This is a genomic window from Algoriphagus sp. NF, assembly GCF_028823735.1.
GTDB classification, from domain to species: domain Bacteria; phylum Bacteroidota; class Bacteroidia; order Cytophagales; family Cyclobacteriaceae; genus Algoriphagus; species Algoriphagus marincola.
Window position 1 is genome coordinate 1 of the sequence record NZ_JAPEIB010000036.1, and the last position, 16,502, is coordinate 16,502.

Here is a 16,502-nt window from a genome sequence, read left to right on the forward strand (position 1 = left end):
TCGCGCGAATAAGCTGATTTTCATATTCCAGCTTTTTAGCCTTTTGAAATATACCGTCTAGCTGCTTCATATTCGCATTCATGTCATCAGCTGTCACTTCTGTTAGTTTCTGCTTTTTAAATAATAATTCCAATTGTTCTTTTAGGCTGATGAACTCAGGGTCTTTAGGATCAAAATTTCCACCTAGCATTTCCCGAGTTTTTTGAAGCGTATTCTTTAAAGCATCTGCCAGGATCATCTCTTCTTCTTTTACTTTCGTGAAAGCAAAAAAGACTTCTTCCAAGGCAATGTTCAATAGATTGGTACTGTCTAAATCAGACTCTAAAACTTCCTTTTGGTTAATCAGGGCGAGCCGGTGTTCGGCTTCTCTGCCTAAACTCCCCAGTTTTTGGAAATCTACTTTTTCTAGTAAATCATAATGCCCTTCCAATCGGATTAGATTATAAAGAACTTTGGCATTTTGAAGGACTTTCACGATCTCCTGCATTTCTTTTCGATCATTGATCTGGGAGATTTGCTTGGAAAAAGTTTCCATATTCAGCGTATCGAACGGAAATAAAGCCTCCTTGATTTCTTCGATCTCCTGTTTGATCTCTTCCGCAGATTTGAATAGGTTGGAATAATGAATCATTTCATCTCCCAATTCTGATTGCAGTTCGTCAAAATAGGCCTTGTTAGCTGCATCAAATTCATCTTTGATATTCACAAAGTCTACCACATACCCGTATCGGAATTCTTTATAGGTCCGGTTGACTCGGGTAAGCATTTGCAATAAATTGTGAGATTTGACCTTGCGACCCACATAGAGTTTCTTCAATCGCTTGGCATCAAAACCAGTCAATAGCATATTATAGACAAAGAGGAAATCAATCTTACCATCTTTGAAGGCTTCGACCTGATCCTTACGCTCTTGCTTTGTCCCGACATCATGGAGAATTAAAGCAGCCGATTTGACTTGAGAATCTTGCTTCCTTTTGTTTAAAGGAATTCTTTGCTGGCTATCTGCAGCCAAAAGAAATTGGGTAGGCTCTTCTTTGGCATAATTTTCTTGAAATACTTCAAAAAGTAACTTTGCTTGTTCGGAAGAACTACAGACCACCATTCCACCAATACTTGGATCATCCATTCGTTCCCGTGATCGCTCAAAATCATCGACAATGTATTCCAACATCGGCTCTACGAATTTTCGATGAGCAAATAGGTGCTTCTTTTGAGAAGAGCCTTTCAAGACCTTTATTTCATCCAGAATTTTTTGAAACTGGGCTTTATACTGAGTTGAGATTTCTTCACGTATTAAGCGAAGCGTATAGCCATCTTTTATGGAGGCGTTGTAGTAATACTTGTGGATGTAATCCCCAAAAAGATCTCTTGAATTATAGTCAGAGCCTAAAAGGGGAGTTCCGGTCAATCCAATTTTAATTGAATCTGGATCAGCTTCTTTCAAGTTGGCTAAGAAGCTTCCTTTTGGGTTATAGCTTCTATGGACTTCATCCAAGAAGAATACGCGCTGAATGCTTAATTGATAATCTGATTTTCGAGTGACATCAGGATCATCTTTGAACTTTTGGATGTTTACAACGGTGATTTCTGCTTTACCTGAATTATTGTGTATCGCAGCAGTTGATTTAATGTCTTTTGCAAAATCATCTCTTGAATCAATCTCATGGACCACCAGTCCTCTTGCTTTGAATTCGCGTGCAGCCTGGATCAGTAAGTCCAGTCGATCCACAATGAAATAAAACTTTGCAACAATGGTTCTTTTTTGGAAATACTCTGTCAGAAACTTAACATTAAAATATGCCAAAGCTGTTTTCCCTGACCCTTGCGTATGCCAGATGATTCCTTTCCGTATTCCTTCATTCAATTTCCTTTCCAGTGCCTTTGTAGCAAATAACTGAGGATAGCGCATGATATGCTTTTCCAGTCCTTTTTCTTCTTTGACATAGGCAATAGCATAGCGCAATAAAAATTCTACTCGGCTTTTTTCAAACAAAGAAGAAAGTAGTCTGTGTGTAGGAGAAGTAGCATCCAGGTTTGTTTGGTATTCTTGAGAATCTTTAATGCCAATCACATTATTATCTCGAAGGATTTCCATCTCTTTTTGCTTATCAATTGGCTTGACATGGACATGAAGTTCAAATGCTTTTTCCTCTTCCCTGAAATAGTTAAAGTGCATTTTCCCATAGGCCGGAGTGGCATAAAATGCACCTTGGATAGGAGAGATAGCCTCATCATCATATTCCATATTATTGGAAAAAACCATGAGCTGGGTGACGTTGGCAAACTTTTGGAACTTCTTATTCATGAAGCGGGTAGTCATTCGCTTCACTTCAGCTTGGATTCCTTCCAAATTATTTGGCTTTTTTACTTCAATAAAAAATAGTGGAAGGCCATTGATTAAAATCGTTAAATCCGGCCTGAATTCTTCATCATCTTTTTGATAAGTCAGTTCCGTGACTACATGGAGTTCATTCTTATCAAAATTATCAAAGTCGATTAGCCTTTTGCCAGAGCGGTCAATCAATTTGTCAAAGAAAGCTCTCCCGAGATCTTCATTTTCCAGGCAAATCGAAATCTCTTCATAGAATCGATCAATTTCATTTGGAGATAGTTCTGGATTTAATTGAGCTACTTTTCTCTTAAAAATGTCTGTGAAGATATTTGTAGACTTATCCAGTATGGCATTCTTTAAGGATAGATAAGTATATCCCAAGCGCGTGAGATGCACGATTGCAGGAATCTTTACTCTCGAATCTTCATTAAAAATCATACTAACCTATTAAAAACTACTTTCTAAAGATATTAGTTTGAATGGAAATGAAAAATCCTTTTGTATAAAGAGTTGAATTTTTTGACTAAAAAAGCAATGGAATAAAGTGATTTGTTGAAAATTATTGAGACAACTTACGCCAAGGTTCTTTTTACTTCCCGATACAAAACTTCGAGAAAATATTGGCTAAAAGGTCGTCGGTAGTAATTTCTCCAGTGATCTCTCCGAGGAAATGTAGGGAGCGCCGAATATCCATGGCTAGGAAATCATTGGTGACTTCCTGGTCCAAGCCAGCCAAAACATCGAGTAGGGATTCCCTTGTTTTGGTCAAACTATCGTAATGACGGATATTGGTAACGACGGTATTTCCGGTCTTGAATTTATCCAGATTGACAAGCTCCAAAATACGGGCTTTGAGCCCTTCCAAATTCTCTTTTTTGCCCGCTGAAATAAAAATACTGTCAGGATGCTTTTCACTTAACTCATTGATAATATTTTCCTTAGCCTTGTCTGTTTTATTAGCTACTTTGAGGAAAGGGACTCCTAGATTTTCCAGCTTATTGATATCCCGATTGATCTCCACCAAGTCGGTATCGCTCAAGTCAAACAAATAAATAATCAAAGAGGCAGACTTCATTTTCTCCTGTGTTCGACTCACACCAATAGCCTCGATAACATCGGTTGTTTCCCTAAGCCCAGCGGTATCGATAAATCGGAAAATCACTCCACCGATATTGATTTCATCCTCGATAAAATCCCGAGTGGTACCTGCAATATCTGATACGATGGCTTTTTCCTCATTTAGAAGCGCATTGAGTAGGGTAGACTTTCCTGCATTGGGTTTGCCAGCAATCACCGTAGGAACTCCATTTTTGATCACATTTCCTAGATCAAAGCTGAGAATCAGTTCCTCCACCACTCGCAAAAGTCGCTCTACCAACATTCTCAAATCATCCCGACTGGCAAACTCCACATCCTCTTCCGTGAAGTCAAGCTCGAGCTCAATCATGGAGGCAAAATGGATGAGTTGAGCCCGTAATTCCTGTATCTCCGATGAAAAGCCACCACGCATTTGATTAAGTGCAGCAGCGTGGGAAGCCTCCGAATCCGCATGAATCAAATCTGCCACTGCTTCTGCTTGCGCAAGGTCAAATTGCCCATGCAAAAAGGCCCGCTGAGTAAACTCTCCGGGTTTGGCTGGTCGGGCACCCAGTTTGATAAATAAGCGGATGACCTGATTGATAATGTAGGAGGAGCCATGTGTGGAAATCTCCACCACGTTTTCTTTGGTAAATGATTTTGGAGCGATGAAAATCGAAACTAGTACTTCATCTATGACACGATCTCCGTCTCGGATGGTACCAAAGTGAATGGTATGACTTGCTTGTTTTTCAAGGTTTTTACCGTGAAAAACTTGATTGGTCAATGAAATTGCATTTTTGCCCGAAAGGCGAATGACCGCAATGGCACCTACTCCTTGTGGTGTAGCTAAGGCAATGATGGTATCATCGCGTTCTGCTAGTGAAAAACTCATAGCTTGGGACGGAAGGCCTTTTCAATCAATTCGTTGATTCCTTCAAGAAATGCATCTGCCGGCCTGTAACCCGGAAGCTGAGCAATATTCTGTAGTGTAGGTTCAATAATTACAAAATTTGGATAGGAGCGAACCCGCATAGAAGCGGCCATTTGAGCCTCACTGAATTTTTTTCCCATGAAATCAAAGGTTCTCTCGTTGTCTTCTGCATTCAATTTGACCGCGTAAAAATTTTCGTTGACGTATTTGACTACTTCGGGATCAGTGAAAGTCTCCTTATCCATTTTTTTACACCAACCGCACCAATCCGTGTAGACATCCACCAAAAGCATTTTTGGGTCAGATTGATTGGCAGCTACTGCTTCCTCAAATTTGAGCCAAGTAATTTGATCTTGTGAGTAACCGATGGAAGCAAAAAACAGCAATCCAAGGGTGAGAATTAACTTTTGCATATTACGAACTAAACGGCTGTGTTTCTTTTTGGGTTCCCAAGCTGAATTTAAACTTTTTATGTGTCAAAATTACAGATAAAAAGAATACTATCCCTGCTACGGTCACCATCATACCTGCTATCGATGAATCGAAAAGGTAGGCCAGATAATAGCCAATTACCGAAACCAGAATTCCTGTAAGGATCGTAAATTGGATCAATGGACGCAAATCTCTGGTCCAAAGATAGGCTGTTGCCGGAGGTACGACCAACAAGGCTACAACCAAGATTGCTCCAACTGCCTCGAAGCTACTGACAGTAGTATAGGATACCATACTCATCAATCCCAGGTTGATTGCTGAGGCAGGAATGCCTATGACGATTCCAAATTTTTCATCAAAGCTTGTAATTTTTAACTCCTTGTAAAACAATGCGATAAATCCTCCTACTAAAAGTAAATTCAGGATAGCTAGCCACATGATTCTAGGCCCAAAACTTTGCCCACTGCTACTTATCCAAAGGTCGATCGGCAGATAAGCAATCTCCCCATAAAGTACACATTCCTGGTCCAAGTCCACCCGATAGGCAAAAACGCTAATCAAAATAATTCCGATTGCAAATAGGAGGGTAAAGGTAATGCCAATGGAAGCATCCAACTGAACGCGGGCCTTCTTCCGCAACCAATCGATCATCAGGGTTGCCAAAATTCCTAGGATTCCTGCACCTATGATCACTTCCAATCCTCTTTGTGTTCCGGATACCAAAAAACCGATGACGATTCCGGGAAGCACTGCATGCGATATCGCATCTCCAGTCATAGACATTTTTCGAAGCATCATAAATACCCCTAGCAAGCCACAGGAAATAGCGATCATCGAGGCCGTGAGGATGATTAGAAATGCATTTTGGTCAAAGCTCATCATGGTCTCTTGGGATTTGTTCTTGATGGGGGTCGAGTTTTGGAAAGTTTAAGCGGCTTTCCAGCAAAGCTTCCAAATCTGGAGTCAATAAATGTTCAAGTTTTTCAGCAGATTCGTGTACATGATCCGGGGCAATATTCATGTATTCATTCAGATAAGATTCCCAAAGTCTGTGTAACCTGACGACTCTCCTTGCTTGATATTTTCCAGGATCTGTAAGCTTTATTAATGATTGATTTACAAATAATAAACCTTCTTTTTCTAAACCTTTGATTGAATTTTTAATAGAGCTTTGCTGATGTGGGTAGAGACTAAGAAGCTCTGCTCGAGTTAGCCCTTCCTGTCCTAGTTCCCGGGCTTTGAAAATACTTTTCAACACATGGTCTCGCTGGGTTTTTTGTAGGTAAGATCTTCGATGGAAATAGCGGGAAACCAATCCCTTTTTAGGAGCAAAAAGAAAAGAAATCAAGGCAATACTTGAAAGAATCACCACTACCCAAGGCCCTGTAGGCATTTGGGGAAGTAGATAAGAAATGTAAGTACCAAATACTCCGGAAAGGATAGCAAAAAGGGAAGCTAAGCCAAGCAAAATTCCCAACCTATCAGTCCAAAACCTAGCCGCAGTGCCCGGAGTAATCAGCAAAGCTGCCATCAAAACCACTCCAATAGCTTGTATCCCAATGACCACTGCCAATATCAGCAGAACATCAAATACGAATCGAATCATATTCATCGGAAGTCCAACCGCCTTTCCGAATTCTGGATTGAAAACCAGAATTTGAAATTCTTTTAGCATAAAGCCAATGACTGAGATAATCAACACAGAAAGGCTTCCATAGACCCAAAGGTCTCGCTCTACTATGCCGATTGCATTCCCGAAAATAAATTGATTGAGGCCTGCCATTTCGGGATTTCCAGATTTTTGAATCACAGTCAAAAAGACAATTCCGATCCCAAAAAAGACGGAAAGGATCACGGCAATGATGGTATCGTCACTTAGTTTGGTGTTTGATTTCAGCCATGAACTCAGAAAAGTTGCCAAAGCCCCGGACAAGAAAGCTCCTCCGACGATATAAAAGGGGTTTTTCTCTCCTGCAAGCATAAAGCCCAGACAGATTCCCGGAAATACGGCATGAGAGATTGCATCTCCCAAGAGGGCTTTATTGTCCAGAAACGAAAAGGTGCCTACAAAAGCAGACCCTATTCCCAAAAGCGTAATTCCCATCACTACAAAGGCAATGGAAGAATCCTGAAAAGAAAAGAAGTAGAGAAAATCACTCATCAGCCTTTCAATGGGTTAAATTCTTTCTGACGAATCAATTCAGATACTTTCGAAAGCAGGTTGAGTTTTCCGCCGTAGGTTTTTCGAAGGAGTTCCTCAGTCACCACTTCATTTTTGGGGCCTGAAGCTACCAAGTGTAGGTTTAGCATGATAAACCAATCAAAGTAATTCACAGCCGAATAAATGTCATGGTGAACCACCACAACAGTCTTTCCACCGGCACTCATTTCTTGCAAAAGCTTGAAAATTGCCGCCTCAGTATTCATATCTACTCCCGCAAAAGGTTCGTCCATCAAATATAAATCGGCTTCCTGTGCAAGCGCCCTTGCAATAAATACCCGTTGCTGCTGCCCACCTGAAAGTTCAGAAATCTGTCGATGCACGAAAGCAGTCATTCCCACTTTTTCCAAACAGTCCAGTGCCAGTGCTTTTTCCTTTTTACCGGGTCTTTTGAAAAGCCCCAGCTTTCCATAGGTACCCATCAAAACCACATCAAGAACTGAGGCAGGGAAATTCCAGTCCACAGATTCCCGCTGGGGAACGTAGCTGATTCTGTTCCGGACAGCATCTAGCGTTTGATCAAAAAGCTTCACATAACCACTGCTTGGCTCCACCAAGCCCATGACCGATTTAATCAAAGTAGATTTTCCGGCACCATTTGGGCCTAAAATACCGATCAATTTACCGGCAGGAAGTGACAGGTCTACATTCCAAAGCACAGGGCTTTGATCATAACTCACCGTCAGATCATGGATTTCCAGTATGGGGTTTTCTACTTGTTTGATCATGAGACAAGTGCTTGATAAATGATTTCCAAATTTGTTTTAATCATGCCGAGATAGGTTCCGGCAGGAGTATTTGCTGCGTCCAGACTATCTGTAAATAGGGGGCCTGCCAACTCGATCTGATGACCTTTTTGCTCACAGGCTTCTACCAATGCCTTCAATGCTCTCGGTGATATCGTCTGCTCTGCAAAAACTGCTTTGATATTTCGATCAATGATGAATTGAGCCAAATCCCCCAAATCCCGAAGTCCTGGTTCACTAAGTGTGGAAAGCCCCTGAAGACCTCTCACTTCAAACCCATAAGCCTCTCCAAAATAAGCAAAGGCATCATGGGCTGTTACAAGCGCCATTCCTTTAGCATGAAGTTCTGAAACCTTCTCCTGAATTTCCTGATCGGCAGCGACCAGATCTTTTTGATAGGTCGACCAATTTTCTTGAATATAGTCCTTCCATTCAGGCTTCCAGGCAATCAATTCTTTGGCACTGTAGTCCATTGCTAGCGTCCACAGCTTCACATCAAACCAAATATGCGGATCTACGCTGTGCGCTTCAGGGCCCGTTCGAAGTAGTTTTTCCTCAGGCAGTTCTTCGGAAATATTAATTAATCGCTGACTGAATTCAAGCTTTTCGAAGATTTCGGTCATTTTTCCTTCCAGGTACAAACCATGATAAATCACTAGGTCTGCTTCAGTAAGTAGGTCCAGATCTCGTACGGAAGCCTTGTATAAATGAGGGTCGACCCCTGCAGGCATTAGGGCCCGGACATCGGCTGAATCTCCTACTATGACAGAAATAGCATCTGCCAGAATGCTGGTAGTCGCCACGATCAAAGGTTTGGATCGCGTGTCGGGGCTATCCCATTTGCAAGCCTGCAGAAGCAAGCTAATCGTAAGTAGGATTAGGAGCCTTTTCATGTGTTTATAATAATTTTTCAAAGGCCACATGGAATCTCGCATGACGAATAAACTCCTCCTTCGTGTAGAATTTCTTCATGTTTATATGTTTCTGACAGGCTCGATTTCATGACTGAATAGCCAAAATATTTGCAGCAACATCTTTGGACATAAAGACATTTTTCTTTTGGTCAACCAGAATTTCAACTGAACCGTCAAACTCTACCTTGTCCAAGATTTTCACCCGAGCACCGATATATGCACCCACCTTATCCATGTAGCGGAGGAAAGCAGCAGAGCTGTCTTTGACGGCAACGATTTGTCCACTTTGATTGACTTCCATTTCATTGATCGGGACTCTCGGTCTTGCTTTGACATCTCCAAATTCATCTGGAATTGGATCGCCATGCGGGTCAAACTTGGGGTAGTTCAAATAGGCATCGAGACGCTGAATAAGTAGGGGAGACTGAATGTGCTCCAACTCCTCAGCCACTTCATGAACTTCATCCCAGGCAAAGTTTAATTTTTCAACCAAGAAAACTTCCCAGAGTCGATGCTTTCGGACAGTTTGGAGCGCTAGCTTTTTTCCCTCGGGAGTGATGTTCACCCCGTAATATTTCCGATAGCTGATGACTTCTTTTTCGCTCAGCTTCCTGAGCATGTCAGAGACGGAGGCAGGCTTGGTTTTCATCTCGGCTGCGATGTCATTTGTCGACACGGATTTGGTTCCTTCCTCTGAGAGGTTATAGATGGCTTTCAGATAGTTTTCCTCGGCTACAGTCAAATTCATATTTCAATGCTTTGATACAAATGTAAAAAATATTTTAGAAATGTCTAAAAATAAATTATATATCAGCTAAAATCGCTGTGGATAAGTTCAAAATAGCTGTGGGTTTGATTTTAGGGTTGTCTAAAATAAAATTAATAAATGCCTTAAAAAAAGTATAAAATATTAAAAAACAGATAATTATAAATTCATTTATAGATAAAGACCTCCTATGATGAGGTCTATCACCAAGTTTCCATTTTTAAATTTTCGGTTTCCAAACAGGCGTATAAGGTGGATAAGTGTGGAAAGTTTTCCGCCTTATTTGGGATTAGGAGGATAGGGAATCTAGAACTGAAAGGAGTTTATCTCCTTCAGCTTTCCAGTGAAAAACTTCTGGATTTTGGACTTTAAAAAAGTCTTGATCCAGCCCTGAAATAAAATTCTTAACGGCTTCCTGAGTATTCTGAAAATCTACCGAAAGTCCCATTTTATGGGATATTACAAAGTCAGTCCATGTAGGATTTTCTTGAATGATAACGGCCGTATTTAATGCTCCCGCTTCAAAAAGTTTACTCGGGATTTTCTGAGCTAAAGCTTTATGATTTGGGTAGGGCAAAAGCAAAAAATCAGTCCTGTAAATTGCATCCAAAACCTCGGTATAATGGATAGGATCAGGAGACAATTCAAGAGAAATCTGGGGATGATTTTTGTATTGATCGAAGAGATTTTTTTGGAAATATTCCAAAGTGACATGCCCAAAAACTCGCAATTTACTTTCGGGAAAACGCTCCAAAACTTGAAGAAAAAACTGAATTCCTTCTTCTGTACCATAAGCCGGTGTGATGGTTCCTGTCAATAGAAATTCAAAGACTTCCTTTTCCTTAAAAACTGCAGGAGGCTTAGGAAGGTATTTGAGTCCACTGTATTTATTCTCCAAGATGATGAATGGTTTTTTACTTGGCATTTCATCTTGATAGCATTTCTCGGCTAAGAAATAATAATCGATTCCTTTAGTGCCCTCAGATTTCTCAATTAGCCATTTGGCAAAGTTTAATTTCCAAGTTGATCTGTTTGGAATCAAGTCTAAGTTTGCCAGGTAGTTTTCCTGCACATCGTAAATGATTCGAAAGCCCAAGAAGGATTTGAGTAATTTTGCGGGGATCAAATACTCCCAAGTACAGCAAATCAGGATTTTTGGTTTGACGATTAAGCAGTATTTGAAAAACCTAAAAATGGAAACAATTCGCTCCAATCGAGATTTTGTATTAGTAATCGAAATAAAAAATCGGTCATTTTGAGGATTTAAGACCGCTTTTGAGGAAAAACCTATGAAGTTTAGATCGTATTTATTTGTTTCACGCAGCGTTTGACCCAATCTCCAAAAAGCCCTCGCATCTTTCGCTGGTTTGAGCGAAGAAGCGATTAGGACAGGGATTTTCTGGGAAAAATCTTTAGACATAATCGAAACTAACCAAAAATATGGAACTGAAAACCATCATTGAAAAAGCTTGGGAAAATAGAGAGCTTTTAAAAGAAAAGGACACTGAAATTGCTATCAAGACTGTCATCGCAGATTTGGATGCTGGAAGTCTTCGAGTGGCAGAACCGCTGGAAGATGGCAACTGGCAAGTAAATGACTGGGTAAAGAAAGCGGTCATTTTGTATTTCCCAATTCAGAAAATGCAGACCATAGAAGTGGGTCCTTTTGAGTTCCACGATAAAATGGCTCTAAAGACTAATTACGCCAAGCAGGGTGTACGAGTAGTTCCTCATGCAGTGGCCCGTTATGGAGCCCATTTAGCTCCTGGTGTGGTAATGATGCCAAGTTATGTTAATATCGGAGCTTTTGTGGATAGTGGCACGATGGTTGATACTTGGGCGACGGTCGGATCCTGTGCTCAGGTCGGCAAAAACGTTCATTTGAGTGGTGGAGTAGGACTTGGAGGGGTTTTAGAACCAGTACAGGCTGCTCCGGTAATTGTAGAAGATGGAGCATTTATTGGCTCTAGAGCTATTGTAGTAGAAGGTGTCCGAATTGGTAAAGAAGCTGTTCTTGGAGCAGGCGTGACGCTTACGGCAAGTTCTAAGATCATTGATGTCACTGGGAATAAGCCGGTAGAGTACAAGGGCTATGTTCCACCAAGATCCGTAGTGATCCCTGGATCCATTCCAAAAGAGTTTGCAGCAGGAACTTATCAAGTGCCATGTGCCTTGATAATTGGTCAGCGAAAAGCTTCTACGGATTTGAAAACTTCACTCAATGATGCTTTAAGAGAAAACAACGTAGCAGTGTAAACCAACTAGTATGAATATCATTTATCGAGTAGGAATAGTCGTGCTTTTGAGCTCGGCTATTTTTGCATGTGGTGGAAAAACAGGAAACCAAGGCGATGTTGCCTTTAACCAAGGAGCCTATGATGAGGCTGTGCAAGAGTATTCCAAAGATTTAAAGTATAATCCAAAAAATGTGGTTTTGCTTTACAATCGGGGAAGAGCTCATGAAGAACAAGGTCAATTAGACTCTGCACTTGCAGATTTTGAAGCTGCATTGCAGATTGATCCGAATAACTTTCAGGTTCTTTTAGCGATTTCAAATTTCCATTATACCCAAAACAATTATGAAAAGGCTATGCTTTTTGCTTCTAGAGCTGAGGAAATTTCCGGTGCTCCAGCTGCAGCTTCCTTTATGAAAGGTCGCGCTATGCATCAATTGGGTTATACAGAAGATGCCCTGAAGGCTTATGGCAATGCCATCCAATTAGATAAAAATTATGCTCCTGCTTACTTTAACAGAGGCATGTTAAAATTGGCTTTGAAAAGAAAACGGAGTGCTTGTGAAGACTTCCAATTGGCGAAAAGCCTTGAATATGGAGCTGCTGAGGAGGCAATCTTAAAGTATTGTAAATGATAGAAAAAAAGCTGATTAGATTTCAATCAGCTTTTTTTGTGACTTTTTAATTTTCACTTTTTACTTCCGTATGATCGTGCTCATGTTCTTGATGATCACAAATTACGTCGGAAGCAATTTTCCCAAATCCCAAACAGGTTTTACATTCACTGATTTCCTTTAGGGAACCCTTGCAAGTAGGGCATTCTAGCCTTCCTTTTCCATTGCATCTATCACATTCGTAATATTCTATGATGTTGAAAATATTTCTTTTGGTGATCATGCCGGTGGCAGCGCATCGGCTACAACCTACGACTCCTGCACCTCTGCAGTAGCTGCAGTCCTGTTCAGTATTTTTAGCTCCTTGGCATGTTTCGCATAGCTCGTACCTGTAACCCTTCGTATCGCATAGATTACACGCTCTGATTGCTTGCAAGGGTTCCTTTAGTTGCCCCTGAAGGTTTTTTGCCAATTCATAATTTTGACCTTTGAAGCCATTCAGATCAAAATATTTGTCCAAAAAACTAGCAGAATTATCATACTGCCCTAGTTCGAAAAGTGTCAATGCAAAGAAATAGGGCATTTCCTCTGGTAAAGGCAGGCCCGAATCAATCAAGTTCCGGAAAATGGAATTAGCAGTTTCATAATCCTCACGCTCCATGGCTGCAAGTGCTCCGGTCATCCAGCGGTCAGTTTGTCCCAAATTGGGAAGAGCTTGGGCATTGAGAATTGAGGGTGTAGCGAGAATAGAAACTACGATCAGAAATTGAAGGATGATTTTCACCTAGGGAAGCCTTTTTAAATTGAGTTTTAAATATCTCACTCTAAATCGAATTTTGAAATTAATGTTTCCTAAATGGTTTTAAGAACATTTGTCTTTTTCCGTTTCACAAACAAAAATTTGTATTTATTTTAGGAAAAATTATGTTGCCCAAGGGCATATGTTTAATCTCAAAATTATTTCAACATGGGAAAACCAATTGACTCAATCGAAGGTATCGGACCAGCGTACAAGGCCAAGCTGGCTGAAGCAGGTGTAAAATCTGTAGAAGGTCTGCTTGACGCTGGAGCTTCTAAATCTGGTAGACAAAAACTTGCTGAGCAGACAGGCTTGGATGCCAGTCAAATTTTGAAGTGGGTAAATATGGCTGATCTTTTCCGAATCAATGGAATTGGGGGACAGTTTGCCGAGTTACTAAAAGCAGCCGGAGTTGATACTGTAAAGGAGCTTCGAAACCGAAACGCTGAAAACCTACATGCAGCTTTGACAAAAACCCAGGAAGAAAAAGGATTGACAAAGGTAGTTCCCAATGCAGATAAAGTAGCCGATTTCATTGAGCAGGCTAAGTCTTTGGAGCCTAAAGTCACCCACTAATCGAATACTATTTTGATTTGGATAAAGACCTTTTTGCCACCGCAAAAAGGTTTTTTTGTAGTTTTAGATTTTTAAAAAATTCAAATAATGAGCAAGAGAGACAGCTTTATTGATGTTTTGACTAAAGGTCAAACTTATAAAAAGGATTTTATCACCCCGGGTACAGGAATTCTAGACGGAGAAGCCATCACAGAGGCCAATGTCAAAGTTCCACTCAAAACTATGAATAGGCATGGGTTGATTGCTGGAGCTACTGGCACAGGAAAGACCAAAACGCTTCAAGTGATTGCTGAGCAACTCTCTTTGAAAGGTGTTCCCTCTGTCCTGATGGACCTCAAGGGAGACTTATCTGGTCTAGCCAAACCCGGAGAAGTGAAGGATTTTATCATTAGCCGGTCCGAAAAAATTGGGGTGGATTATAATCCCCAAGGTCTTCCGGTAGAACTGATGTCCATATCGGATGAAAAAGGTGTTAAACTCAAGGCAACCGTATCTGAATTTGGTCCGGTACTCATGTCTCAAATTTTGGAATTGAACGATACACAGCGCGGAGTAATGGCACTTGTATTTAGATATTGTGACCTGCATCATTTGCCGCTTTTAGATTTGAAGGATTTGAAGCGCGTTCTGCAGTTTATCATCAATGAAGGCAAAGAGCAGATTAAAGCTGAATTTGGTCAGGTTTCATCTGCCTCTGTGAATACCATCATGCGCAAAATCATCGAATTGGAGCAGCAGGGTGCGGATAAGTTTTTTGGAGAGCGATCCTTTGAAGTAAACGATTTTGTACGAACTGAAGATGGAAAAGGGGTGATTTCAATCATTCGCTTAACCGATATTCAAAGCAAGCCAAAGCTGTTTTCTACATTTATGTTAAGTCTTCTTTCAGAAGTCTACGAGACCTTTCCCGAGCAAGGAGATGCAGATCAGCCCAAACTATGTATTTTCATCGATGAGGCCCATTTGGTCTTTTCTAATGCATCCAAGGATCTCTTGGAAAAGATAGAAGCTATCATCAAACTTATTCGATCCAAAGGGGTGGGTGTTTATTTCTGCACACAAACTCCCACTGATGTTCCGGATTCAGTTTTGGGTCAATTGGGTTTGAAAGTCCAACATGCACTGCGGGCTTTCACGGCAAAAGATCGAAAAGCCATTACAAAGACCGCTGAAAATTATCCCATTACTGAGTTTTATGATACTGCTGAAGTCTTGACATCCATGGGTATAGGAGAGGCACTGATTACCGCTTTGAGCGAAAAAGGTATCCCAACGCCTTTGGCTCATACCTTGGTAAGAGCTCCAATTTCGAGAATGGATATTCTCACTACATCCGAGATTGATGATTTAGTAAGCAATTCGAGCTTGACGGCGAAATACAATGCTCATCTAGATCGAGAATCTGCCTTCGAGATGTTGAATTCAAAGCTTGATAAAGTCGAAAAAGAGCAGGAAAAAACAACCTTACCCGGACCAAAACCTAGGACAACAACTCGCACTACGCAGGACGAATCTTTGATAGAAGAATTGAGTAAAAATACCATGGTCAGACAAATCGGTCGAACGATCTTTCGCGAATTGACTCGAGGAATTCTTGGTTCATTCTCTAGAAGAAGGTAGGGTATTTAAATATTGTAAATCAATAGAATAAATTGAAAATAATTATTGTCGGTGGGGGAGCTGCTGGCTTTTTTGCTGCAATTCATGCCGCATCAAAAGGCCGTGAGGTTTATATTTTGGAAAAGAGTACAAAGCTTTTATCCAAAGTGAAAATCTCGGGCGGTGGTCGATGCAACGTGACTCATCGGCTGATGCCCAATAGCCAACTGGTCAAAAACTATCCCAGAGGTGAAAAATTCTTGAAAAAGGCTTTCACGCACTTTTCTATTCCCGATACCTGGACCTGGTTTGAAAGTCGGGGAGTAAAGCTTAAAACGGAGTCCGACGGACGCGTATTTCCCCAAACAGACAGCAGCCAAAGCATTATAGATGCATTGATGAGGGCATCTGAAGATGCAGGCGTCAAAATTAAAACTCGACAAGCTGTGGAGTCTATCAAGGAAGAAAATGGCAAGTATTTTTTAACGGTTAGTGGAAGTGAAATCACAGCTGATAAATTAATTGTTGCCTCAGGAGGAAGCCCCAGCAGTTCAGGTTATTCCTTTCTATCAAACCTAAATCATAAAATCAATCCGCCAATTCCTTCCCTTTTTACCTTTAATACACCCGGAAATCCCATTCGGGAATTGATGGGTTTATCCGTGCCTCAGGCGCATATTCGTCTTGCTGGGACAAAACTTTCTTATCAAGGCCCTCTTTTAATTACCCATTGGGGAGTGAGTGGGCCTGCTGTACTCAAACTTTCAGCCTTTGGGGCTAAATGGCTTTTTGATCAGCATTATCGGGCTGAAGCCATTATAAACTGGGATGTGGACATGAGCGAGCAGGGATGGGAGGCGATTATTAGAGGTTTCAAGGAAAAGCATCCTGCAAGGAAAGTCCGTAACTATCCCTTAAATGAATTACCCAATAGACTTTGGGAGTTTTTAATTAGTGAATCTGGTATTGATTCGGAAACTGATTTTGGAAATCTATCCAAAAAACAGATTAACCGATTGGTTCAAAATCTTTTTTGCTTTATTTTGAACATCGAAGGAAAGACTACTTTTAAGGAGGAATTCGTCACCTCTGGAGGAATCGATCTGAAAGAAGTCAATCCACACACCATGGAAAGTATTTATCACCCAAATATTTTCTTTGCGGGAGAAGTTCTGGATCTAGACGGCATCACTGGAGGTTTTAATTTTCAGGCTGCTTGGACTACAGGATATCTTGCAGGAAAGTCCACCCATTAAAG

General features: G+C 40.9%; 15 protein-coding genes. 5 read left to right on the plus strand and 10 right to left on the minus strand.

Translation table 11 applies throughout. From position 1 onward, the window contains the following. From OU792_RS14870 to OU792_RS14910, 9 genes are all read right to left on the minus strand, one after another. Positions 1 to 2,770, minus strand: a 2,770-nt coding sequence (locus OU792_RS14870; RefSeq protein ID WP_274670578.1) for a type I restriction endonuclease subunit R, incomplete at its 3' end; no start/stop codon positions are given. Positions 2,771 to 2,921: 151 nt separating this feature from the next. Beyond that, on the minus strand, positions 2,922 to 4,304 hold the full coding sequence (gene mnmE, locus OU792_RS14875; protein ID WP_274670579.1) for a tRNA uridine-5-carboxymethylaminomethyl(34) synthesis GTPase MnmE: 1,383 nt from the start codon (positions 4,302 to 4,304) through the stop codon (positions 2,922 to 2,924). Continuing rightward, positions 4,301 to 4,756: a thioredoxin family protein gene (locus OU792_RS14880; protein ID WP_134201767.1), complete on the minus strand. Its 456-nt coding sequence runs from the start codon at positions 4,754 to 4,756 to the stop codon at positions 4,301 to 4,303. The genes mnmE and OU792_RS14880 overlap by 4 nt, the downstream gene beginning before the upstream one ends. 1 nt (position 4,757) lies before the next feature. Then, on the minus strand, positions 4,758 to 5,657 hold the full coding sequence (locus OU792_RS14885; protein ID WP_342453740.1) for a metal ABC transporter permease: 900 nt from the start codon (positions 5,655 to 5,657) through the stop codon (positions 4,758 to 4,760). After that, positions 5,644 to 6,936 (minus strand): metal ABC transporter permease, encoded by a 1,293-nt coding sequence (locus OU792_RS14890; RefSeq protein ID WP_274670580.1) that lies wholly within the window; start codon positions 6,934 to 6,936, stop codon positions 5,644 to 5,646. Before OU792_RS14890 ends, OU792_RS14885 begins: the two co-directional genes overlap by 14 nt. Continuing rightward, positions 6,936 to 7,724, minus strand: a complete 789-nt coding sequence (locus tag OU792_RS14895) for a metal ABC transporter ATP-binding protein (RefSeq protein WP_134201769.1) — start codon at positions 7,722 to 7,724, stop codon at positions 6,936 to 6,938. Before OU792_RS14895 ends, OU792_RS14890 begins: the two co-directional genes overlap by 1 nt. After that, entirely contained in the window at positions 7,721 to 8,635 is a 915-nt protein-coding gene (locus OU792_RS14900) for a metal ABC transporter solute-binding protein, Zn/Mn family (RefSeq protein WP_274670581.1), read from the minus strand. The genes OU792_RS14895 and OU792_RS14900 overlap by 4 nt, the downstream gene beginning before the upstream one ends. Before the next feature lie 106 nt (positions 8,636 to 8,741). Next, positions 8,742 to 9,404 carry a metal-dependent transcriptional regulator gene (locus OU792_RS14905; protein ID WP_274670582.1) on the minus strand — a complete coding sequence of 221 codons (663 nt, stop codon included), beginning with the start codon at positions 9,402 to 9,404 and terminating at the stop codon, positions 8,742 to 8,744. Between the two features lie 307 nt (positions 9,405 to 9,711). Beyond that, positions 9,712 to 10,842, minus strand: coding sequence for a glycosyltransferase (locus tag OU792_RS14910; protein ID WP_274670583.1), 1,131 nt, complete (start codon positions 10,840 to 10,842; stop codon positions 9,712 to 9,714). 20 nt (positions 10,843 to 10,862) lie between these two features. Between OU792_RS14910 and OU792_RS14915 the strand changes: the two genes are divergently transcribed. Both OU792_RS14915 and OU792_RS14920 read left to right on the plus strand, forming a co-directional pair. After that, entirely contained in the window at positions 10,863 to 11,678 is an 816-nt protein-coding gene (locus OU792_RS14915; RefSeq protein WP_274670584.1) for a 2,3,4,5-tetrahydropyridine-2,6-dicarboxylate N-succinyltransferase, read from the plus strand. A 10-nt stretch (positions 11,679 to 11,688) separates the two neighbouring features. Beyond that, positions 11,689 to 12,291, plus strand: a complete 603-nt coding sequence (locus OU792_RS14920) for a tetratricopeptide repeat protein (protein ID WP_222583249.1) — start codon at positions 11,689 to 11,691, stop codon at positions 12,289 to 12,291. A 46-nt stretch (positions 12,292 to 12,337) separates the two neighbouring features. Here the strand turns inward: OU792_RS14920 and OU792_RS14925 are convergent, their stop codons facing one another. Then, the gene (locus tag OU792_RS14925; protein ID WP_222583248.1) at positions 12,338 to 13,054 is read right to left on the minus strand and encodes a molecular chaperone DnaJ; all 717 of its coding nucleotides are present in this window, start codon (positions 13,052 to 13,054) and stop codon (positions 12,338 to 12,340) included. Positions 13,055 to 13,237: 183 nt separating this feature from the next. Between OU792_RS14925 and OU792_RS14930 the strand changes: the two genes are divergently transcribed. The 3 genes from OU792_RS14930 to OU792_RS14940 all read left to right on the plus strand — a co-directional run bounded on the left by OU792_RS14930 (position 13,238) and on the right by OU792_RS14940 (position 16,500). After that, positions 13,238 to 13,645 (plus strand): DUF4332 domain-containing protein, encoded by a 408-nt coding sequence (locus OU792_RS14930; protein WP_026946455.1) that lies wholly within the window; start codon positions 13,238 to 13,240, stop codon positions 13,643 to 13,645. A gap of 87 nt (positions 13,646 to 13,732) precedes the next feature. Further along, entirely contained in the window at positions 13,733 to 15,265 is a 1,533-nt protein-coding gene (locus tag OU792_RS14935; protein ID WP_274670585.1) for a helicase HerA-like domain-containing protein, read from the plus strand. A gap of 32 nt (positions 15,266 to 15,297) precedes the next feature. After that, complete coding sequence (locus OU792_RS14940; protein ID WP_274670586.1) at positions 15,298 to 16,500, plus strand: NAD(P)/FAD-dependent oxidoreductase; 1,203 nt, start codon at positions 15,298 to 15,300, stop codon at positions 16,498 to 16,500. Positions 16,501 to 16,502: the final 2 nt, after the last annotated feature.